General features: G+C 60.8%; 23 protein-coding genes. 10 read left to right on the top strand and 13 right to left on the bottom strand.

The features are described from left to right. Positions 1 to 23 precede the first annotated feature (23 nt). Positions 24 to 1,400, top strand: a complete 1,377-nt coding sequence (locus tag CHN51_RS04015; protein WP_100092863.1) for a vanadium-dependent haloperoxidase — start codon at positions 24 to 26, stop codon at positions 1,398 to 1,400. Next, positions 1,401 to 2,420, top strand: coding sequence for a hypothetical protein (locus tag CHN51_RS04010; protein WP_100092862.1), 1,020 nt, complete (start codon positions 1,401 to 1,403; stop codon positions 2,418 to 2,420). A gap of 24 nt (positions 2,421 to 2,444) precedes the next feature. On the opposite strand, the gene CHN51_RS04005 is transcribed toward CHN51_RS04010, so the two are convergent. Both CHN51_RS04005 and CHN51_RS04000 read right to left on the bottom strand, forming a co-directional pair. Then, positions 2,445 to 3,194 (bottom strand): LytTR family DNA-binding domain-containing protein, encoded by a 750-nt coding sequence (locus tag CHN51_RS04005; RefSeq protein WP_100092861.1) that lies wholly within the window; start codon positions 3,192 to 3,194, stop codon positions 2,445 to 2,447. After that, positions 3,191 to 4,324 (bottom strand): histidine kinase, encoded by a 1,134-nt coding sequence (locus CHN51_RS04000; RefSeq protein WP_100092860.1) that lies wholly within the window; start codon positions 4,322 to 4,324, stop codon positions 3,191 to 3,193. The genes CHN51_RS04005 and CHN51_RS04000 overlap by 4 nt, the downstream gene beginning before the upstream one ends. 234 nt (positions 4,325 to 4,558) lie before the next feature. On the opposite strand from CHN51_RS04000, the gene CHN51_RS03995 reads away from it, so the two are divergent. Beyond that, positions 4,559 to 5,110 carry a hypothetical protein gene (locus tag CHN51_RS03995; protein ID WP_100092859.1) on the top strand — a complete coding sequence of 184 codons (552 nt, stop codon included), beginning with the start codon at positions 4,559 to 4,561 and terminating at the stop codon, positions 5,108 to 5,110. A 24-nt stretch (positions 5,111 to 5,134) separates the two neighbouring features. Here the strand turns inward: CHN51_RS03995 and CHN51_RS03990 are convergent, their stop codons facing one another. Then, the gene (locus tag CHN51_RS03990; RefSeq protein WP_240616857.1) at positions 5,135 to 6,034 is read right to left on the bottom strand and encodes a metal-dependent hydrolase; all 900 of its coding nucleotides are present in this window, start codon (positions 6,032 to 6,034) and stop codon (positions 5,135 to 5,137) included. A 67-nt stretch (positions 6,035 to 6,101) separates the two neighbouring features. Here CHN51_RS03990 and CHN51_RS03985 point away from each other — a divergent pair, with 67 nt between their 5' ends. Continuing rightward, entirely contained in the window at positions 6,102 to 6,698 is a 597-nt protein-coding gene (locus CHN51_RS03985) for a TetR family transcriptional regulator (protein WP_100092858.1), read from the top strand. A 13-nt stretch (positions 6,699 to 6,711) separates the two neighbouring features. Here the strand turns inward: CHN51_RS03985 and CHN51_RS03980 are convergent, their stop codons facing one another. Both CHN51_RS03980 and CHN51_RS03975 read right to left on the bottom strand, forming a co-directional pair. Beyond that, complete coding sequence (locus CHN51_RS03980) at positions 6,712 to 7,152, bottom strand: VOC family protein (protein WP_100092857.1); 441 nt, start codon at positions 7,150 to 7,152, stop codon at positions 6,712 to 6,714. Continuing rightward, positions 7,142 to 7,825 (bottom strand): hypothetical protein, encoded by a 684-nt coding sequence (locus tag CHN51_RS03975; protein ID WP_123906227.1) that lies wholly within the window; start codon positions 7,823 to 7,825, stop codon positions 7,142 to 7,144. Before CHN51_RS03975 ends, CHN51_RS03980 begins: the two co-directional genes overlap by 11 nt. A gap of 102 nt (positions 7,826 to 7,927) precedes the next feature. On the opposite strand from CHN51_RS03975, the gene lnt reads away from it, so the two are divergent. The 5 genes from lnt (at position 7,928) to CHN51_RS03950 (ending at position 13,746) form a co-directional block, all read left to right on the top strand. Next, the gene (lnt, locus tag CHN51_RS03970; protein ID WP_100092855.1) at positions 7,928 to 9,457 is read left to right on the top strand and encodes an apolipoprotein N-acyltransferase; all 1,530 of its coding nucleotides are present in this window, start codon (positions 7,928 to 7,930) and stop codon (positions 9,455 to 9,457) included. Between the two features lie 69 nt (positions 9,458 to 9,526). Beyond that, positions 9,527 to 10,738 carry a methionine adenosyltransferase gene (gene metK / locus CHN51_RS03965; RefSeq protein WP_100095414.1) on the top strand — a complete coding sequence of 404 codons (1,212 nt, stop codon included), beginning with the start codon at positions 9,527 to 9,529 and terminating at the stop codon, positions 10,736 to 10,738. Positions 10,739 to 10,862: 124 nt separating this feature from the next. Beyond that, positions 10,863 to 11,900: a hypothetical protein gene (locus CHN51_RS03960; protein WP_100092854.1), complete on the top strand. Its 1,038-nt coding sequence runs from the start codon at positions 10,863 to 10,865 to the stop codon at positions 11,898 to 11,900. After that, a complete protein-coding gene (locus tag CHN51_RS03955) occupies positions 11,897 to 12,592 on the top strand; it encodes a tRNA (guanine(46)-N(7))-methyltransferase TrmB (RefSeq protein ID WP_100092853.1) in 696 nt (231 codons plus the stop codon). Before CHN51_RS03960 ends, CHN51_RS03955 begins: the two co-directional genes overlap by 4 nt. Positions 12,593 to 12,783: 191 nt before the next feature. Beyond that, entirely contained in the window at positions 12,784 to 13,746 is a 963-nt protein-coding gene (locus tag CHN51_RS03950) for a metal-dependent hydrolase (RefSeq protein WP_100092852.1), read from the top strand. Between the two features lie 7 nt (positions 13,747 to 13,753). On the opposite strand, the gene CHN51_RS03945 is transcribed toward CHN51_RS03950, so the two are convergent. The 3 genes from CHN51_RS03945 to rplU form a co-directional block, all read right to left on the bottom strand. Then, positions 13,754 to 14,308: a GNAT family N-acetyltransferase gene (locus tag CHN51_RS03945; protein WP_100092851.1), complete on the bottom strand. Its 555-nt coding sequence runs from the start codon at positions 14,306 to 14,308 to the stop codon at positions 13,754 to 13,756. 197 nt (positions 14,309 to 14,505) lie between these two features. Further along, positions 14,506 to 14,775: a 50S ribosomal protein L27 gene (gene rpmA, locus CHN51_RS03940; protein ID WP_089133412.1), complete on the bottom strand. Its 270-nt coding sequence runs from the start codon at positions 14,773 to 14,775 to the stop codon at positions 14,506 to 14,508. Between the two features lie 3 nt (positions 14,776 to 14,778). Further along, entirely contained in the window at positions 14,779 to 15,303 is a 525-nt protein-coding gene (gene rplU / locus CHN51_RS03935; RefSeq protein ID WP_100092850.1) for a 50S ribosomal protein L21, read from the bottom strand. Positions 15,304 to 15,520: 217 nt separating this feature from the next. Here rplU and CHN51_RS03925 point away from each other — a divergent pair, with 217 nt between their 5' ends. Further along, positions 15,521 to 16,036, top strand: coding sequence for a hypothetical protein (locus tag CHN51_RS03925; RefSeq protein ID WP_100092848.1), 516 nt, complete (start codon positions 15,521 to 15,523; stop codon positions 16,034 to 16,036). 28 nt (positions 16,037 to 16,064) lie between these two features. Here CHN51_RS03925 and CHN51_RS03920 read toward each other — a convergent pair whose 3' ends face one another. The 5 genes from CHN51_RS03920 to CHN51_RS03900 all read right to left on the bottom strand — a co-directional run bounded on the left by CHN51_RS03920 (position 16,065) and on the right by CHN51_RS03900 (position 20,936). Further along, positions 16,065 to 17,126 carry a class I SAM-dependent methyltransferase gene (locus CHN51_RS03920; protein WP_100092847.1) on the bottom strand — a complete coding sequence of 354 codons (1,062 nt, stop codon included), beginning with the start codon at positions 17,124 to 17,126 and terminating at the stop codon, positions 16,065 to 16,067. Positions 17,127 to 17,185: 59 nt separating this feature from the next. Continuing rightward, positions 17,186 to 17,737 (bottom strand): gamma carbonic anhydrase family protein, encoded by a 552-nt coding sequence (locus tag CHN51_RS03915; protein ID WP_100092846.1) that lies wholly within the window; start codon positions 17,735 to 17,737, stop codon positions 17,186 to 17,188. Beyond that, positions 17,734 to 18,303: a GNAT family N-acetyltransferase gene (locus CHN51_RS03910; protein ID WP_100092845.1), complete on the bottom strand. Its 570-nt coding sequence runs from the start codon at positions 18,301 to 18,303 to the stop codon at positions 17,734 to 17,736. The genes CHN51_RS03915 and CHN51_RS03910 overlap by 4 nt, the downstream gene beginning before the upstream one ends. Further along, entirely contained in the window at positions 18,296 to 19,297 is a 1,002-nt protein-coding gene (hemB, locus tag CHN51_RS03905; RefSeq protein ID WP_100092844.1) for a porphobilinogen synthase, read from the bottom strand. The genes CHN51_RS03910 and hemB overlap by 8 nt, the downstream gene beginning before the upstream one ends. 70 nt (positions 19,298 to 19,367) lie before the next feature. After that, complete coding sequence (locus tag CHN51_RS03900; RefSeq protein WP_240616856.1) at positions 19,368 to 20,936, bottom strand: M23 family metallopeptidase; 1,569 nt, start codon at positions 20,934 to 20,936, stop codon at positions 19,368 to 19,370. Positions 20,937 to 21,132: the final 196 nt, after the last annotated feature.

Genomic DNA, 21,132 nt, shown 5'->3' with positions numbered 1-21,132 from the left:
GACGTGGTTGTTCAGGGGGGGCAATGACATTTTCCAGACGCCAGTTCATGGCGAGTGCTGCCATCGCCGGTGCCGCCGGGCTGACAGGATGCACAGGCCGCTTCGGTTCGGCGACGTCCTATCTCACGCCGGTGCTGCGACCGCAAAACCATAATATCGTTACGCACTGGTGCGACATCATGCTGCAGCAGATCCGCGACCAGCGGGTGCCGCCGCCGCGCGCGGCCTATAATATGGCGATGCCGACAGTGGCCGGCTTTCTGGCCGCGAACAGCATATTGCAGGCTTATGAGGATCCGTTCGGAACGGGCGGAGGGCCGCGCGGGGCCGATCCGGCCATGGCTTATGGCGTGGCTTTTGCCACCGCCGCCTCGGAAGTGTTCCAGCAGCCTTTCGTCGGCGAACGCATGACCTTTGCCCGGTCGATTCCCGACGGCGAGGCCAAGTCGCTCGGCGCCGCATGGGGCCGGCAGGTCGGACTGGACATCGTCAAGATGCGTACCCGCGACGGATCGCAGCCGAGCAAGGTCAATTATTATCTGGGCCGCTACAAGCGACGCCATGACGCGCTGCAATGGACGCCGACCGGTCCGCTGTACAGCGCCAAGCCAGGCCCCGCCTTCGACAGCTTCTCGCGGCCGCTCTATCCCGGTCACGGGCAGATCAGGCCATGGACGATGGGTCGGGTAGAGAATTTCCGCACCATCGGCTTTCACGATCCGGCCAGCCCGGAATTTGCCGACGAATATGCCCAGGTCCGGTCGCTGGGCCGCGCCGACAGCCGCGAGCGCACCGCCGACCAGACCGAGATCGCGATGTTCTGGGAAGACGGGCCCTGGGGAATTACCCCGCCGGGCCATTATATGCTGATCGGGATCCAGGTGCTGCAGGACCGCAATCTGTCCTTCATCGAATGGGCGCGGGCGATGGCGCTGATCGGCATGACCCAGTGCGACGCCTCGATCCAGGCCTGGGATACCAAATATCGTCATGACGTCATCCGGCCGGAAACCGCGATCCGGCACCGCGCGCCGAAATTCGGCAACCGCGATCCGCGGGTCGAGCGCGAGCAACAGTGGCGCAGCTACATTCCGACGCCGGAATTCCCGTCCTATACGTCCGGCCATTCGACCTTCGGCGCGGCGGGCGCGACGATGATCGGCCATATATTGGGCACCGATCGGGTGCGTTTCTCGCACCAGTCGCCCGACCAGGTGCTGTGGCCGCAATTGCGCGATATCACCCGGCACTGGACCAGCCTGAGCCAGGCGGCCGACGAAAATGGTCTGAGCCGTATCTATGGCGGGGTCCACTGGATGAGTGACCATATGGTCGGGATGGATGCCGGCAAGGCGATCGCCAACCATGCCCATGCCCATTATTTCCGGCGGAGGGTCTGAATGATGACATCCGGACCTTCCCGCTTTCCCTGGCATCCGCTAGCCGTCGGAGTGATCGCCCTGTCCGCCGGTTCGGCCCAGGCGCAGGTCAGCCTCAACTATGACAGTCTCTCCTCGTTCGAGGAGCCGCTGGCGTTCGAAGTGGGCGAAGCGACCGTGCTGGTCGGCGGTGTCGTCGATGTGCCGGTCAAGCTGACGGTCGATGACAGCGTTTTCGACGGTGATGTCGATGTCAGCCTGGTCACCAATCTCGATATCAGTGTCGAGATGCAGCTCGCCAACCGGTGGAATGTCGGGCTGGCCTATTTCGGGCAATATGATGAAAATACCCGCGATTATGACGATAATGTCGCCGGCTTTGTCCGCACCAGCTGGGGCAGCCTGATCGGCGGCAATGTCGATGGTCTGGTGCGCGAGGCGACGCGGCGGCGGCGGGGTGTCGGCAATGCCGATCTCGCTTTCGACGATTTCTACGGCCGGATCAACAGCTGGGGCGGCGGCTATAGCGGCCGCTTCGGTCCGACCACGCTGACCGGGATAGTCGACGGCGACGGCCGTTTCGAACTGGGCGCCCAATTCCAGCGGCCGGTGGGCCACAAGGATTATCGCGTCGCCACGCGCGTGGCCCGCGCCCGTTATCTCGCCGCCGACGGGGTGACGGATTTCGATACGATCGGTGTCGGTGCGGTCGGCGAATTTGTCTATGGCAGCAGCCTGTTCGATCTCGGACTGGGCTATGAAAATCTGCAGGCCGGCGCGATCGATCTCGATCGCTGGTATGTCTCGGGCGGCGCGCAGACCAAGATCGGCGTGCTCAGCCTGTCCGCCGCTGGCCATTATGGCGAACTGGACGGCACATCGGAAAGCTCCGCTTCGCTGGGCGTTCGCTATGATATTGCCCGCGGCCTGTCGACCAATGTCGGCGTCAACGCCCGCAAGGCACAGGTTGCGCGCGACGGCATTTCGGTGGTCAACGAGGACGAAACCAGCGCGACCGCGTCGGTGCGCTACAGCTTCTAGGGGGTCTGCTCTATTCCGGGCCGGCTATTTGCCGGCCAGTTTTTTGGCTTCCGCCAGATGGGTCCGGCCGATGCGGATCTCGGTGCCGCATTTGAGGCAGGCCATCCACACGCCGCCGCCGTCATGGCGCAGGCCGGCAATCCAGTCGCGCCGGACCAGATGCGAGCGGTGCAGACGGATGAATTCCTCGGGGTTCAGTCGCTCTTCCAGGCCGGTGATGGTCTGGTGCAGCAGATAGCTCACGCTACCGACATGCAGGCGCATATAATCGCGTTCGGCCTCGACCCGGTCGATTTCGGAAGCGACAATGCGCCGCAATTCCGATTTATAGGGGACCCAGAATTCCTCGGCCCAGGGCGAATCGTCCGCTCCGTCGCTGCGCGGTTCCGCCGTGCGTTCGCGAACCCGGGAAATCGCCAGCGTCAGCCGCGCATTCTCGACCGGTTTCAGCACATAATCAATCGCCGCCACGTCAAAGGCCTCGACCGCAAAACGGTCAAAGGCGGTGACAAAGATGATCGCCGGCGCATCGGGTTTGCCGGACAGGGCCCGCGCCACGTCGAGCCCGTCCTTGCCCGGCATCGCGATATCGAGCAGCAGCAGATCGGGCTTCAGCTGTTCGGTAAGGCGCAGCGCCGCTTCGCCATCGCTGGCCGTGCCGACCAGGTTGATATGCGGCTGCCGCGCACAGAGCAGTTGCAGCCGTTCGATCGCCAGCGGTTCATCGTCGACGATCAGCGTGGATAGCGGTCTGGTTTCGGTTTCTTCGGTCATGGGTTGTCCAGCATCAACGGGAGGGTCAGCTGCGCAATATAGCCGCCTTCTGCCGGACGTACAGTCTGCAGACCGGCCTGCCGGCCAAAGCGCGTTTCCAGCCGGTCGCGGACATTGGCCAGACCGATGCCGCTGCTTGCGTCGCTATCCTGCAGATCGACCGGTCGCGGATCGCCGTCATCGGCCACCGTGAGGATCAGATTGTCGCCATCGGACCGCGCGCTGATCGAAATGGTCACCGGACGCTTGCTGTGGGCAACACTATGCTTGATCGCATTCTCGACCAGCGGCTGCAGGATCAGGCCCGGAACCAGAACGCCCAGCAGGTCGTCGGGAATATTCACCTTGGTCCGCAGCCGTTCGGGGAAGCGCACCGCCTCGATATCGAGATAGAGATTTTGCAGATGCACCTCTTCCGACAGCGGCACGTCTTCCAGCGGATCGCCCGACAGGCTGGTGCGGTAAAATTTCGACAGGTTGAGGATCATCTCCTCGGCTTCTTCCGGCTGGCTGCGCATCACCAGGGTGCTCAGGCTGTTGAGCGTGTTGAACAGGAAATGCGGATTGACCTGATAGCGCAGCGACCGCAATTCGGCATCCTGCGCCGCCTGGGCGAAGCGGGCGGCCTTGCGCTCGACCTGCCGGACCCTGCCGGCATAGCTCAGGGTCAGATAGAGGGAGGTCCAGCTGACGATGAAGAAAAAGCGCGACGTGGCGTCTTCGAAGATCGCCTTGAACGCCAGATTTTCCTGCGACATATATTTGCGCATTTCCTCGACATGCGCTTCGTCCCACAGATTTTCGGGATAATAGACGTTGAAGACATAATGGTTGAACGAGGCGATGATGATGGCGCAGGGGATCGCGGCGGCAAAGGCGGTGATGATCCGCGTCGAGAGCGCCCGGTCCTCGAACTGCCGGAGAAACAGATAGAGCAGATAGGTGGTGCCGATACCGAAAATCGTCACCACGGTCCGGCGCATGACCATTTCGCCCTGCGCCGGCCAGTCGCCGATCGATGCCCGCAATGTCAGGACGATCATGTAGAAAAACCAGAATCCGAGGATCGACAGGATGGCGACCTGATGTCCGACCGACGGCTTGTGGTTTCCCAGTTCAAATTTTCTCATATGCGTTCAATTCTCGGTTTCGAGTCAGCTTAGGCCAATATGGTATCAATTGTCTCTAGGGGAATCGTGACCGGTCGAACCATGGTTGCGGTTGGTCGAAACTTTATAAGTCTGGCGCGCAATTTTCCCACTCTGCGCGGCCGAGGCGCAATAATCGGCCCATGCTTAACCAATTGCTAACCATGTTTTGGTCAAATGTCTTCGTGGGATGAGTCCACGAGGAGTTGCGAAGAGATGACCAAGGAAACACGATCCGTCCCCGGCGCGATGACGCTGGCCGAGATGAAAGAATTTGCGAGCTTCAGCTCGGCGACCCAGCGCTATATCCGCCGGTCGCTGGATGTCGGTCTCGAACGTTCCGACGCCGTGGAAACCTGGTCGCGCGACAAGGTCGAGGAAGCGGGCATCCAGGTCCAGATTTCCCTGTACCGGCGGATCCGTGACATTCGCAAAGCCATTCCCGAAGATTGTGCGATCGACAGTATCGAGGCGTTCATGCCATCGCTGATTTCGCTTGCGGCTTATGATCTGGGGCAGGGCCGTATTCACAGCTTTCCCGCCTTCCGTTTTCTTTACGAGCGCCTGCTCGGTCCGGATTCGCGTCCGTGGCTGCCCGGTGCCTTTTGCGCGGCTGCGGCGCTACCCCATCTGCACCCGAAAACCCGCAAGGGCCTGTTGCAGTCGATCAGCGAAGCCGCTGCGACGGCGCCCGGCTGGTCCAACCGCGAACCCAGCTTCTTCCCCGAGTGGGTCGAAAAAGTGGACATGAACAGAGCGGCGCATTGAGCGTGCCCGCTTAGACCCCGGACTTTATGCGGCAGCCGGCCGCCCGTTTATCGCCGCGTCATAGTCGCTTTCCGCGCGCTGTATCAGGTGTCGGTCATCCTCGTTCCACGGATGGAATCCGGGCAGGAAAAATTTGATCCACGGAATGATGATCGCCCGCGCAATGCCCGGCTCGACCAGCAGGAATTTTAGCAGTCTGAGTTTTACCCGCCATCCGGTAATGCCATCCTGCGCCAGCAGATCGAGCGTATCGTTCCAGCGGTTGCCCCAGAAATTTCGGGTGATCACCAGCATCATCAGTGCCTTCACCTTCCAGCGTTGCCAGCGGCTCCAGTTCCGGGTCGCGTAGAGCCAGGTGTCATAGGCAACGCCCTTATGCTCTATCTCTTCGAGCGCGTGCCAGCGCCACAGGTCGGCAGTTTCCTCGTCCGAATCCTTCCAGTGGCGGGGATTGGCGAGAAATTGCTGGGCCGTGATCGCGGTAAAATGTTCGAGAATCATCGTTGCCGCCAGATTGGTGATTTTCGGGCGGCCCTTGGTCATGGCCAGCGATTCGGTGATACGCTGTTCGATCCGGCTGGTGTCATAGCCATTTTCCTCGACCCGGCGGTTGAGCGCCAGATGTTCGCGACTGTGGATCACTTCCTGCTGGACGAAGGCGCGGATTTCCTTCTGCAGTTGCGGCGGCGTATGATCGCGGAATTCCTTCACGCTTTCGATGAAAAAAGCCTCGCCGCGGGGAAAGGTGAGCGACAGGCAATTGTAGAAGGCCGTCGCCACCGGATCGCCATTTTGCCAGTATTTTGCAGGATCATAGCCCTCCTCCCGACCGAACCTGCGGTCGCGGGGCGTGATTTCATGACCCGCCGGCGTCGGCGTGTCGATTGGTTCCGGTTCGATATGGTCAATGCCAGGCATATTCATCAGATGTTTCCATTATGCGAAATGCAGCCTATGGCTAACATCAATGACAATAAGGCTACTTACATAAATGTCAATAGCAAAGAGACGTCTCTCTCCGGAAGAAAGCCGCAGCATGGCGCTTGGTGCTGCCCGCGACCTGCTGATCGAAACGGGACCGCAATCGGTGACGCTGAAGGCTGTCGCCAGCCGAATCGGGCGCACCCACGCCAATCTGCTCCACCATTTCGGGTCCGCCTCGGGCCTGCAGAAAGCGCTGGCCGCTTATCTGTCCGATGAAGTCTGTGGCATGATCGCGCAGGCGATCCTCAAATCGCGCACCGGCGAAGGCACCGTGCGCGACATTGTCGACCTGACGTTCGATGCTTTTGACAAGCAGGGCGGAGCGGCGCTCTGGTCGTGGATGATGCTGACCGGCAACGAGGACGCGCTCGACCCGATTGTCGATGCCATTCATGTTCTGGTCGACGACATTGGCGACGACGGCCATGATGATCGCGAAAAGCATGATGACACGCTGGCGCTGGTGCTGATGGCGCTGGGCGATGCGCTGATCGGTGAACGGCTGGCCGGGTCACTTGGCCTGCCGCGGGATTCCGCGCGCGATATGGCCGAACGGCAGCTGGAAGATGCTCTGGAGCGCTGGAAATGCGAGCATGAAGCCTAGGCTTCCCTAGCGCTCAGTCCGTGGCGAACAGCTGGTCGTCGCTGGCAAAGGCCTTGAACTCGAGCGCATTGCCGCTCGGATCCTGAAAAAACATCGTCGCCTGCTCGCCGACCTGTCCTGCGAAGCGGATCGTCGGCGGGATGACAAAGTCGACAGCGGCTGCGGTCAGGCGATCGGCGAGCGCCTGCCAGGTGGCCATGGTCAGCACGACACCGAAATGCGGCACCGGAACCTGTTCCCCGTCGACCGGGTTGACCATCGGGCGGGGCCTGAAATTTGCGTCGAGATGAGTGACAATCTGGTGCCCGAACAGGTTGAAGTCGATCCAGTGCGTGTCGCTGCGACCCTCGTCGCAACCCATCAGTTCGCCATAGAAGGTGCGGGCGGCCTCAAGATCATGGACCGGAAAGGCGAGATGGAAAGGGCGTAAAGGCGGGCGGGCTTCAATGTTCATATTTTCTCTGCTTGTCTTCGGGAGCGGCAAGGGTGAAACAATGTTCGAAATCCAGATTGGAACCCTGACCCGCCGATTCCCGCTCTCTGGCCTCGGCGAGCATCGCTTCGCGGCTCCGGGTCAATAATATGTCGCTCTCCTGACCGCTCAGTCCCTCGGCGCGCATTTGATCGCGCGCGCGGCTGTCGAGCACGGATGCCAGGGTTTTGAGATCCTGCGCGGTCTTGGACAGGCCTTCGCGGTCGTGGACTTCCTCATAGGCCAGTTGCAGCATGCCGGCGCACTGGGTCAGGTCCGGTTTCGGCTGGGGCGGTACCGCGGCATCGAGCAGGGGCAGGCAGGTCGCCATCTCGCTGCCGAGCGCCTCGTCCGGATCGGCGGCAGCCTGCGCGGTGGTCTGGCGTTCGGCAACTGCCGCTATCATCGCGTCGCGGACCTGTTCCCTGCTTCGGTCGCTATCCGCCATGATCTGCTGGCCGACCAGCCCGGCATAGGTCGCGCCGCGTTCGGCGAGCAAGGGATAGTCGAGCGCTGCGGGCACGCCGCGTTCCTGCTCCGAGGCGACGATCGCAAGAACCGCGACGCAGGCAAGCGCCTGCTGCTGCTTTTGCTCCAGAGGTTCCGGCGGGCTGGCCGCCGGTTGCGCCAGCGCGAGCGTCAGGAGGGTCATCATCTTCATGGCCGGACGATAGCAAGCAAATGGCGCTTGCGGCAATTAGCAATTGAATGGTGATCGCGAACACGGCAAAAGCCGCTGGTGTCAAAACTCCGTGAAATGATCGCCCGCCATCCCTACGCAATCTCGCTGTTTGCGGGCGGGCTGAGCGCAACCGGCTTCGCGCCGCTGAATCTCTGGCCGCTGACCATATTGATGCTGGCCCTGTGGATGGCATTGGTGATGCAGGCGCAGAGCCGCAAGGCCGCTTTTTTCACCGGCTGGCTGTTCGGTGTGGGACATTTCATCATCGGCTTGAACTGGATCGCGAAGGCTTTCACCTTCCAGGCGGCGATGCCCGAGTGGCTCGGCTATATCGCAGTGGTCCTGCTGTCGCTCTATCTGGCGGTCTATCCTGCGCTGGCGGCGCTGGCCGCCTATTGGCTGGGCAGGAACAGGCCGGCGGTGTTCATCCTGGCGATGGCAGGCCTCTGGATCATCACCGAATGGCTCAGAAGCTGGGTGTTCAGCGGGTTCATCTGGAATCCGCTCGGGTCGGTCGCGCTGCCGCTTGGCCAGATGGCCGGTGCCAGCATTTTTGTCGGTTCCTATGGCCTGTCCGCGATCCTGATCGCCGGCGCCGGCGGCCTGTGGCTGCTCTGCCTGAAAAAATGGCGGGCCGCGCTGCCGCTGCTGCTGATTTTCGCCGGGCTTTCGCTGCTGCCGCAACCCCGGCCCGGCGAGATATCTGCGGACCAGCCGCAAATCACCGTGGTCCAGCCCAATATCGGCCAGCAGGACAAATGGAAAGCTGGCTATGAAGAGCAGAATCTGGCCAAGCTGGCGGAACTGACGCTGCGCGAAGACGATGATCCGCGGATCATTTTCTGGCCGGAAGCGGCGATTCCCGATTATCTCGAGACCGGCTATCCGGCCCGCTATTATTATGGCCGCCCGCCGGAATTTGTCCGGCAGCAGCTCGGTATGCTGATGAAGCCCGGCGACGTGCTGGTGCTCGGCGCGCTCAAGCTGGAATTTGACGCAGCGGAAGGACGCGCGGTCGGTGCCCGGAACAGTGTTTTTGCGATGGATTCTGGCCATCAGCTGATCGGGCGTTACGACAAGTCCCATCTCGTGCCATATGGCGAATATTTGCCGATGCGGCCGCTTTTGTCCGCTATTGGCCTGTCCCGCCTGGCGCCAGGGGATTTCGATTTCTGGCCGGGCCCCGGCGCCCGGTCGCTCGATCTGGGCGCGCTCGGCAAGGCCGGGCTGCAGGTCTGCTACGAAATCATCTTCTCGGGACAGGTCGTCGATCGCGACAATCGTCCGGATTTCATCTTCAACCCGTCCAATGACGCCTGGTTCGGCAGCTGGGGTCCGCCGCAGCATCTGGCGCAGGCGCGCTTGCGGGCTATCGAAGAAGGGCTGCCGGTGATCCGTTCGACGCCGACCGGCATTTCGGCCGTCATTGATGCCGATGGTGCGATCCGGGCCAGCGTACCGATGGGGCAGGCGGGCCGGATCGACAGCCGTCTGCCGCAGGCCAAGGCACCTACCCTGTTCGCGCGCCACGGCAATCTGCTGCCGCTGGGTCTGGCGCTGATTTTGCTTCTATCTTCCATTGCCATCCGCGTGCGCGCCCGTTAAAGTAGATATAAACTTTTCCTTATGTCTCTGTGGCCGACGTCATTTCGGCTCAAAATCAGGATTTTTGCCATGCGTTCAGAATTTATATTCACGTCCGAATCGGTCTCTGAAGGTCATCCCGACAAGGTTTCGGACCAGATTTCCGATGCCATCGTCGACCTGTTCCTCGCCAAGGATCCGGAAGCGCGGGTCGCATGCGAGACGATGACCACGACCGACCGGGTGATTCTGGCCGGCGAAGTGCGCGGCAAGGGCATGATCGATACCGATGGCAACTGGGCGCCGGGCGCGCAGGAAGAGATCCAGACCGCGGTCCGCGAGACGGTGAAGAAAATCGGTTACGAGCAGGACGGTTTCCACTGGCAGAATCTGACCTTCGAAAATTATCTCCATCCGCAATCGGCGCATATCGCGCAGGGCGTGGATGAAAGCGGCAACAAGGACGAGGGTGCCGGCGACCAGGGCATCATGTTCGGCTATGCCAGCGACGAGACGCCGGACCTGATGCCGGCAACGCTGCAATATTCGCACGAGATACTGAAACAGATGGCGGCTGACCGTCACAGCGGCAAAGCGCCGTTTCTGGAGCCCGACAGCAAGAGCCAGGTCACCCTGCGCTACGTCAATGAAGTACCGGTAGAGGCGGTTGCCCTGGTGGTCTCGACACAGCACGCGCCGGGCTATTTCAAGGGCAGCGACAATCCGGCACTCTACGAAGAATTATATGATTATGTGATGGGTGTGTTCCGCAAGATATTGCCCGACGGTTTCATTACCGACAATACGGTGATCCACGTCAATCCGACCGGTCGCTTTGAAATCGGCGGTCCTGACGGTGACGCCGGCCTCACCGGTCGCAAGATCATCGTCGACACCTATGGCGGCGCTAGCCCCCACGGCGGCGGCGCTTTTTCCGGCAAGGACCCGACCAAGGTCGACCGGTCTGCCGCCTATATCACCCGCTATCTTGCGAAGAATATCGTCGCGGCCGGCCTCGCCAAACGCTGCGCGATCCAGCTGTCCTACGCGATCGGCGTGGCCGAGCCGCTGTCGATCAATGTCGACCTGCACGGCACCGGCAAGGTGAGCGAGGAGAAGCTGGAGGAAATATTGCCGCAGCTGGTCCGCCTGACACCGAAAGGCATCCGCACCCATCTCGGTCTGAACAAGCCGATCTATTCGCCGACCGCGGCTTATGGCCATTTCGGCCGCAAGGCGACCGGCGATTTCTTCACCTGGGAGAAGACCGATCTGGTGGACGCGCTGAAAGCGGCCATCTAGGTCCACAACCCGGCTATTCGCGCGCCCGATTATCGTCTATTCTCTATCGATAACCGGAGGGAGAGAGATCATCATGCGCGGACCGCTAAAATCATATGGCAGGACCCTATGGGGCGTTATCTGCATGTCGGCCCTATTCTTTTCGGCTGCCGCACAAGCGCAGCCCGAACAGAGAACAATCGAGGCGACCGCAGGCGAAGACTGGGATCACCAGAAAAGCGGCATGACGATGCCGGCGCGGCTTGGCGGTTTTGACAGGCAATATATCCGCGACCTGACCGACGAGGAGCTGGATGTTTACGGGCAATATTACGGGGATGACGGGCAGACCCGGCTGACGCTGTTCTTCTATCGCGCCGCGGTTAACAGTGTGCCCCTGTGGTTCGACGCAGCGAATCAGGCCTTGCGCGGCAATGTCAATTTGCTGCCGGGTACCAGCGAATATCTCTCGTCGGCGTTCACCCCGCCGGGCCAGTCCGAAGCGAGCGGATTGATGGCGGTGTACAGCACGTCCGGAAACGAATTCAAAAGCACCGGGGTTGCCATGTTGCCGCTCAATGGCTGGCTGGTGAAAATCCGCTTCACCACTGCCGAACTGTCGGCGGAGGAACTGGCGGCCTCGCTGATGCCGATATTGAATGATATAAGCTGGCCGGAAGAGATTGTTTCCGGGCCCGCCGCTGCCGTAATTCTGCCATGCGAAAATGCATTGAAGCTGAGTGACAGGGTCAAGCGAATCAAGCCGACAATGACCGATGCCCTGTCGGCTGGCTTCCTGAACATCCCGGTCAATGATACAGCCGATGGCGAGGAACCCGGTGTCTATTGCCGGGATCCGCAGGATTTCGGTCCGTTTTCCATCTATCGTGCCGGTGGATCGGAAGACGGATATCTGATGCCTCTGGGGGACGCCGGACGCGCCGCTTCGGTTTACGCAAACCGGCTTGGCGGTCTGACTGGCGGTAGCCGGGAAGCAAGATTTACCCCGGTCATGATGCGGCTGGACCAGAATATCATATTTCCCGATCTGGACAAATTGCCGACGCCGGGCGTTCTTCTGTCGGCGACCGGTGACGGCGCCGCGATTTCGGCTGTCACGACGTGGCCTCCATCGTCCGGACCGACGATAACCATCAACGTACCAGCCGATGAGGATCAATGACAAAATCTAAAGATGGCGACCCCACAACCATCCGCCAGCTCTACGGCCGTCGGCAAGGCCATGCCCTGCGCGACCAGCAGGTAGAGCTGGTCGAGAAGCTGCTGCCGCAAATTGCTGTGCCCACCGAGGGACCGGTCAGCTCGGCGTCGCTGTTCGGCACCGACCGGCCGCTGCATTTCGAAATCGGCTTCGGAGCGGGCGAGCATCTCGCGGCGCGCGCCGACATGCTGCCGGATCATGGTTTCATCGGTTGCGAACCCTATCTCAACGGCGTGGTCGGCGCGCTGCAGCATGTCCGCGACGGCCATCTGGCCAATGTCCGGCTGCATATGGGCAATGCGCTGGATGTGCTCGAACGGATTCCCGGCGGCGCGCTGAGCTTTGTCTATCTGCTGCACCCCGATCCCTGGCCAAAGGCGCGCCATGCCAAGCGCCGCTTCATGAACCACGGTCCGGTCGACCTGATCGCGGCAAAGCTGAAACCCGGCGGCGAATTCCGGTTCGGCACCGATCATCCGGTCTATCTGGAATGGGCCTGCATGATCATGAACCAGCGCGATGAATTTGACTGGCTGTGCGAAAGCCCGAAAGACTGGATGATCCGTCCCGGTGGCTGGCCGGAGACGCGCTATGAAACCAAGGCGCGCCGTCAGGGTCATGATGTCTGGTATTTCCGCTACCGGCGCAAATAAACCAAAAAAGCGCAAAGCTGTTCATGATGCGACTTGCCCGGCTTCCGCCGGTCCGGGGCGCAATAACGGATTTTTAACTATGGCTGTTAGGCATCTTGCGATGCCGAACCTTAACCTTCCTTGTCTAATTGACGCTTAACCAAAAATCGGGTGGCGCCGAAAAGAATCGAACTGGGAGGTTCAAAGATAATATGGACATTGCTCCGACTATTGCTGATTCAGCGACCAACTTCACCGCGCGAAACAAAAGCGCGACACCCGCAGACCTTCATATTCAACCCCGCAATCTCAACCTCGCCAGCGCCGAGATCAACCGGCGTCGCTGGGTCGGCGGTGACCCCTTTGCCTCCGCCTTTTTCAACGCGCTTTCCGTGACCTTTCCCGAAGGAGAGCTGTTTTTCATCGATTCGCTCAAGAAATTCATCAAGCACGTGCCGCCCAAGCTGCGCGGTGAAATCCGCGCCTTCATCCAGCAGGAAGCGATTCACAGCCGGGAGCATCACAGTTTCAACGAGCATCTGAAAGACTGTGATTTCGATATCACGCTGCTCGAGGAAGCGATTTCCCGCGTGGTGACAACGATACGGGCCAAGCCGGACCATGACCAGCTCGTGGCGACCATGTGTATTGAACATATCACCGCAATCCTCGCGGCCGAGGTGATCGGCAATCCTGCACATCTGAAAGATGCCGACGAAGATCAACGCAATCTCTGGCTATGGCATGCTTCGGAAGAAATCGAGCATAAGGGCGTGGCCTATGACACCTGGTTGCATATGACCAGGGACTGGAATCCGCTGAAATGCTGGCTTGTCCGCTGCAGCTTCATGGCCCGAATTTCCTTCGGCTTTGCCAAGAACCGCACCAGGGGCATTCTGGAACTGCTTCGCCAGGACGGTATTACCGGGCTGCGCGCCTACTATGGTCTCGCCCATTATGCGCTGGTCGGCAAGGCGCCTTTCCGCCGGACCCTGCGACCGCTTCTGGCCTTTTTCAAACCGGGTTTTCACCCCTGGGACATTGATGATCGTCCGCTTATCAAGCTTGCCGAGAGCGAATATGAAGCCGCTGTCATGGATGAAGCGGCAGACAGCGCGAAGGTTACACCGATCGCTGGCCGTCGCAGCGCAGGTCCGTTGAAGAAAGTCGCCTGACGTTTCTTCAGGCGGCGATATTTCGCATCGCATCCACCGCCGAATCATCGTCCGAAAGCGACAGGGTGAACTGGATTGCATCTGCTTTCCGTGCCCTGCCTTTTGAATAGCGCGGAACCGAGTGGCCGGTCGGCCTGAAGCCCAGTTTTCTAAGCACCTTTCCCGAAGCCGGATTGTCGGCGAAATGCTCGGCCCGGATTTCCGGATGGCCAAGCGCTCTGGCGATATCGAGGACCGCGCGGCCGGCCTCGGTTGCATACCCGCGGCCCCAGTGGTCACGGGCAATCCAGTAGCCCAGCTCGAGATGTCCTTCTTCCTTGTCGCCAAACCCGATGCTGCCCAGCAGGACCGGTGGCTGGCCGTTGCGGCTGAAGATCAGGAAATTGGGATGGGTCGCGGGGCGGGGCGTCGCCAGAAAATGCTCGGCATCGTCAGGCCGGTAAGGCCAGGGGGCGCTGGCCAGATTGCGGATCACCGTTTCATCGTTGATCGCGGCAAACAGGCTGCCCCGGTCCTCGGGCCAGCCGGGCCTTAAAAGCAATCTTGGTGTTATGGCAAACATCGGGACTCTCCATCATCATATTCGCGGCGCCCCCGACCTGAATGATGTTTCCGCTAGAGCGGACCCGTTACAAGATCGTGACGCTATGACAGGGAGACATAAAAAAAGGGAGAGGATGACCCTCTCCCTGAAATTGCCGGTTCCGTAGAACCTGCCGGGTCATCCCTCTGGTGGATAACCCTTTATTGATTATCCGGTTATTCTGCGGCTTCAGCCATGGCATCGACGGACACATATTTGCGACCGAGCTTGCCTTTGTGGAATTCCACCTTGCCATCAATGAGCGCGAACAATGTGTGGTCCTTGCCCATGCCGACATTGCGACCCGCATGGGTCTTCGTGCCGCGCTGGCGGATGATGATGTTACCGGCGACAACGGCTTCGCTGCCAAATTTCTTGACGCCCAGGCGACGACCTTCGGAGTCGCGACCGTTGCGGGATGAACCACCTGCTTTTTTATGTGCCATGGTTTAGTCCTCTTTCTTCGCAGCCGGCTTTTTGGCTGCTGGCTTCTTCGCTGGAGCCTTCTTGGCCGCAGCTGCTTTGGTTTCGGTCTTGGCAGCAGCCTTTTTCGCTGGTGCCTTCTTGGCTGGTTCAGCCTTGGCTTCCGCAGCCGGAGCAGCCTTGGCTTTCGCCGCTGGCTTGTCTTCGGCAGGCGCAGCTTCCTTCTTGGGAGCAGCCTTCTTCGGAGCTTTTTCAGAGCCGATGGCGCTGATCTTCAGAACCGTATGCTGCTGGCGATGGCCGTTTTTGCGGCGATAATTATGCCGGCGGCGCTTTTTGAAGATGATGACCTTCTCGCCTTTTTCCTGGGCGATGATCTCGGCCGCAACGGTCAGACCCTTCACGTCCTTGATGTCGCCACCGTCACCGGCAAGCAGAACGTCGTCGAGGGTTACCGAATCACCAGCTTCACCAGCTAGTTTTTCGACTGCGATAATATCTCCTGCGGCAACCCGATATTGTTTGCCGCCGGTGCGCACAATTGCGAACATGGCTATTTTCCGTTTCAAATTTATGGTTCCAGCGCACAAGCCCGTCAACGCGAGTCTTTCGGCTCACGCTGGAAAGAGTGGGCAGCTAACCGATGGGACCGGCACTGTCAACCGGCTTAAGGCGATTTTGGCTATTCAGGGCGACCCGGCACCACTCCGCTTCCTGGCCGGAGATTCGCCGTTGCAGAGCGGATAAGCCTCTCGTAAAGACAGAGCAATGAAAAAACTCCCAGCTTTGGTGACAATTATCACGGTAACGCTGTCCGGTTGCGCAATGCAGGAGGGCGATTTTCCGTCGCTTCAGAAGCGACCCTATGAAGACGGGGCAACCATGGACGCAGCGGCAGCCCCTGCTACCGCGATTTCCTCTCTTTCAGCCGATCAGCAGATCAAGCTGGACGCAGCCATCGCGCAAAGTCGAGCAGCGCATGATCGTTTTCAGGTCCGACTGCCGGCCGTCAAAAGCCGAGTCGATGCGGCGCGCGGTGCGGCGGAATCCAGCGAGGCCTGGGTGGTCGCGCATATGGAACTGGCCGCGCTGGAGATAGAGCGCAGCCCGTCGGTCGAGGCGCTGGCCGATATCGATGCGCTTTACCGGGAGCAGCTCGAGCGCGAGACCGCCGCGGACGAATCGGGCGGGACCGCCATTATCAGCGCGCAGCGTGACCTGGTGCAGGCCCAGGTCGACCGGCAGCAGGCCGATATCGAGGCGATGAAGAACCGGCTGCGCTGATTCGCGGCGGCCGGCCATTCCTCCCGGTTCAGCCGGTTACTTCAAGCACCATATTGGTCGGCGTTTCCGTCGCGCGCCTGACGTTCGAGAAACCGGCCTGATTGAGCACTTCGGTCAGCCGCTTTTGGCCCGCCTGTGCGCCGAGGCCGAGGCCAACATCCTGCGCCAGCGAGGCGGGTGTGCAGATGGTGGTCGAAAAGGCGTAGAAGATCTGGCCGAGGGGGTGGAGATTGTCTGCCATATTGTCCCCGGCGAGCGGTTCGACCAGCATGAAGCTGCCGTCCGGACGCAAGGCCTTGCGGATATGCGCGGCGGCGCCGACCGGATCCCCCATGTCGTGCAGCGCATCGAAAATGCAGACGAAGTCGAAATCCTCGCCGCGGAAATCCTGGGCCGAGGCGACCTGGAATTCGACATTGGTCACGCCCGCCGCAGCGGCCTTGGCGCGCGCCTCGATAATCGACGGTTCGTGAAAGTCGATTCCGTGAATTGTCGAGTCGGGATAGGCTTTTGCCATCAATACGGTGGAGGAGCCGTGGCCGCAGGCGATGTCGGCGACCTTGGCCCCGGCCTTGAGTTTCGCTTCGACGCCGTCCAGCGCGGGAATCCATTGATCGATCAGACAGGCCTCGTAGCCGGGCCGGAAGAAGCGGTCGGTGCCGCAGAAGCAGCAAGTCGAATGGTCGCCCCAGGGCCTGCCCTTGCCGGACCGGAAGGTTTCCACCGCTTCGGCCTGGGTTTCGAACTGGGATATGACGCTCTGGAAAAAGCCCTGCATGCAGGCCGGCTGGCCTTCGCGGGAAAGGACCAGCGCCTGTTCGGGGCTCAGGGAAAAGAGATCGCCGTCGGGATGGTGCGTGACATAGCCGGCGGCGGCGTTGGAGCCGAGCCACTGCAGCAGATATTTCGGGTTCAGTCCGGTTTTCTCGGCCAGCGCGTCGACTGACAGCGCTCCGGCCCCGTCCATGGCGGCATAGACGCCCGCCTGATCGCCGAGATAGGACATGAAAACGGCCATCGCGCCGGCAACATCCCCGATGACCTTGCCTGCCAGCTGCTCTACCTTGCTTGCGTCAATTGCTTCCGTCATCTCGCCGTCTCCTGAAGAACAGCGACCCGGTCAGGGCGTTAGCATAAAAAATCCATAAGCTACAGCGCGTCGATCGCGGCCTTGTGCGCTTTGGCATTTTCCACATAATGGGCGACGCCCATCCGCATGCCGGCAATCGCCGGTTCGGTCAGGTCGCGCATATATTTTGCGGGCGATCCGGCCCAGAGCTGTCCCGAGGGGATTCGCTTGTTCGGGGTCAGCGTCGCACCGGCGGCGAGCATAGCGTCGCCCTCGATCACGCAGCCGTCCATCACCGTCGTGCTCAGGCCGACAAAGGCGCGATCTTCCAGCGTCGCACCGTGCAGCATCACCATATGGCCGACCAGAACATCATCACCGATGATCGTCGGATTGCCGTTGGGCGTCGCCGGCGTGGCGCTGTCGCAATGGATGGTGGTGCCGTCCTGGATATTGCTGCGCGCGCCGATCCGGATGAAATTCACGTCAGCGCGAATCACGCAATTATACCAGACGCTCGATTCGGGCCCGATTTCGACATCGCCGATGATCTTGCAGCCCGGCGCGATAAAGGCGCTGGAATGGATTTTCGGGCTTTTGCCGTTGAACGGCAGAATGAGGGCTTGGGTCATGCGTTGGAGCTCCAGTCTTCGGCTTCGATTTTGTAGACAATGGTCGGGTTCAGGTCTTCGCCATAATCGGGATCGTGAAAATCCAGTTCTGGACGGTGGGTCATGCCGAGGCGTTTCATCAAGCCCCAGCTCGGCTCGTTGCCGGCGACCGTCAGGGCAACGACATAAGGGGCGTTCCAGCGGCTGAAGGCAGCGTCCAGACAGGCCGTTGCGGCTTCGCGCGCATAGCCTTTGCCCCAGGCATCCTCGCGCAGACGCCAGCCGATTTCATGGGCGCCGGTCAGCTTGGGTTGCGGTGCGTTGACCCTCTTGAGGCCGCAAAAGCCGAGGATTTCTCCGTCGGACTTGCGCTCGACGATCCAGAATGTGTGGCCGAAGTCGCGGTCATAGCCTTCCAGCCGCTGCATCGCGGCGTCGAATTTCTCGCGGCTCTGCACCCCGCCCAGCCAGCGCATGACATTGCGGGTGTTGAGATGCTCCATGAACGGCTCGATATCGCTCGCGCGCCATTTGCGCAGGATCAGCCGCTCGGTTTCCAGGACAATATCGCCGGTTTTCTCAGCCATTCAGCAAACGCGCCGCATCGGCGGCGAAATAGGTGAGTATGCCCGAGCATCCGGCCCGCTTGAACGCGAGCAGCTTCTCCATCATCAGCGCGTCATGGTCGCCGACGCCGGCTTCGGCGCCGACCTTGATCAGCGCATATTCGCCGGACACCTGATAGGCGAAGACCGGCACGTTGAATTTTGACTTGGCGCGATAGATGATGTCGAGATAGGCAAGGCCCGGCTTGACCATGATGCTGTCGGCGCCCTCGGCGATATCAAAGGCGATTTCGCGAATTGCCTCGTCGCTGTTGGCCGGATCCATCTGGTAGGTTTTCTTGTCGCCCTTGAGCAGCCCACCCGAACCCACCGCGTCGCGGAACGGGCCGTAAAAGGCGCTGGCATATTTGGCCGAATAGGCCATGATCTGGACATTGTGATGATGTGCGAGTTCCAGCACATTGCGGATTGCACCGACCCGGCCGTCCATCATGTCCGATGGCGCGATAATGTCCGCGCCGGCATTGGCCTGGTTCAGCGCCTGCTTGGTCAGCATGTCGAGCGTGCGGTCATTCTCGACATAGCCATTGTCGTCGATCAGCCCGTCCTGGCCGTGGCTGGTATAGGGGTCGAGCGCAACATCGGTCAGAATTCCGATATCGTTGCCCAGCGCATCCTTCACCGCCCTGGTGGCGCGGCACATCAGATTGTCCGGATTGAGCGCTTCCTTGCCGTCATCGCTGCGTTTATCCGCCGGCGTGTTGGGAAACAGGGCAAGACAGGGAATGCCAAGATCGCGCGCTTCCCTTGCCCGTTCGACGATTCCGTCGACCGACCAGCGCGAGACGCCGGGCAGCGCGGCGATCGGTTCTTCCACGCCCTCTCCGCCGGTGATGAACAGTGGCCAGATCAGATCGGAGGGCGTCAGGCGCGTCTCCCGGACCATATCCCGGCTCCAGGAGTGGGTGCGCGTGCGGCGCAATCGGCTGTGCGGGAAAGAGGCTGGCTGTGACATGGGAAAGGCTTAGCCGAGCCGGAAGCGCTGCTCAACTCTTCTGTAAAAACTTTGCTGCGGCAGAGCCGGCCTAGCTTTTCAGGGGTTTGTTCAGCCGGTTGATCTCGCGTTCCGGTTCGCTTTGTACCGAAGCGCTTTTCAGCGGCGCGAGGGCCGCGCCCGGTGCCACTTGCTGCAGCTTCTGCAACTCGCCCTTGAAACGGCGCAGTTCGCGTCCGCCCAGCTGCGCGCGTTCGACAAATTTGACCGACTGTGGATTGATGGCACGTCCGCCGCGATAAAGTTCATAATGAAGATGCGGGCCCGTCGACAGGCCGGTCGAGCCGATATAGCCGATGATCTGGCCCCGGCGGACTTGCCGCCCGTTGCTCACCGCAATGCGGCTCATATGGGCATAGCCGGAAGCCAGGCCGCCACTGTGCCGCAGCTTGACATAATTGCCAAAGCCGCCCTTGCGTCCGGCATAGGTGACGGTGCCGTCGGTCACGGCATAAATGGGGGCGCCATAGCCGCCACCGAAATCCAGTCCGCTGTGCATACGCTTGTAGCGCAGGATCGGATGGCGGCGCATGCCGTAGCCGGAGGTGATCCGTCCGTTGGTCGGCCGGGCCAGTTCGCCGCTGGACTGGCCAACACCCGAAGCTTCGAACCAGTTGGTCCGGCCGCCGCTCTGCCATTTCAGCATCTGCGCCTGCGGCTTGCCGCCGCGATCGAGGCCGGCGTAAATCAGGTCGCCAACTTCGACCTCTCCGGTTTCGGCGCGGCGATAGGACAGGATGATATCAAATTCGTCGGTGGCGCGGATGTCGCGGGATACCGACAATTTGGAGCCGATGACCTGGAGATATTTCTGCACCGCATCAGCCGGTGCGCCCGCGGCGCGCGCCGAGCGATAGAGGCTCGAACCGACCGTGCCCCTGATCCGCAACGGCGTGTCGTCGACGAGAATAGGCTTGCGGTTCAGTTTCAAACCCGCGCTGTCGCGCAATATCTCGAGATTGAGGTCAAAGCGGGCGCGAAAGGCCAGCTGGTCGAGCGGTCGTGCCTGATTCTTGGCCGGGCGACGGCCCAGTATCACGTCGATCTTGGTGCCGGGCTTGATATCACCAAGCGGAACGGCACGGCTGATCAGGTCATTGGCCTGGGCGGCTTCGTCGCTGGCGACCCCGGCGCGCTGCAGCACCCGGCGCAGGCTGTCGCCGCGACCAAGCGTGGCGACCAGTTCGATCGAGGGCCGTTCGGGACTTTCCGCCAGCGGGCGCACCGCGTCCGTCGCCGCCATCCTGATGCCGGTGTCGGAGCCATAAGCGAGCGGGGCAATCATTTGCGAGCGGGCCTGGTCGGCGCGGTAGCCGCTCAGCGGCTCGGCGCGATGTCCGGCAATCGGACCAAAATCGGGAAGCGCGCTGATCGCAAAGCCGCACAGCGCGGTCAGCGTTACCAGCCCGCGAAACCAGGTCGGGCTGCCGATGTCGACGCCCAGATCGGGCACCCAGTCGAGTTCGGAAAGATATTCACGCCATTCGGCGAATTTTTCTCGGGAAAGGCCGGTTCGGGCTGGCGACGACGAAAGGGGATTGGCTGCGATCGCTGCAGACCCCTGAATTTGCATGTCGATATCGTCGATACTCTTGAACAAACGAACCCCTTGCGATGCAAATTCATGACTTTGCATCCTGTATATGAGCAACCTCTGTGCAGGAACTTGGTTAAAGTCAAATTAAGCCGCCGTGCAGGCCGTTTACATGCGGTGAATCGTGTAAAATCAAGGTTATCCGGTCAGCGTCCGCGCTTTTTGCGCCAAGCCTCTTGCAACTGCGCGCCTGATCGGCTGT

It is taken from the genome of Sphingorhabdus sp. YGSMI21, from assembly GCF_002776575.1.
GTDB lineage: Bacteria > Pseudomonadota > Alphaproteobacteria > Sphingomonadales > Sphingomonadaceae > Parasphingorhabdus.
Note: the sequence above shows the minus strand (reverse complement) of the source record. Positions and strands in the feature narration are given on the sequence as shown.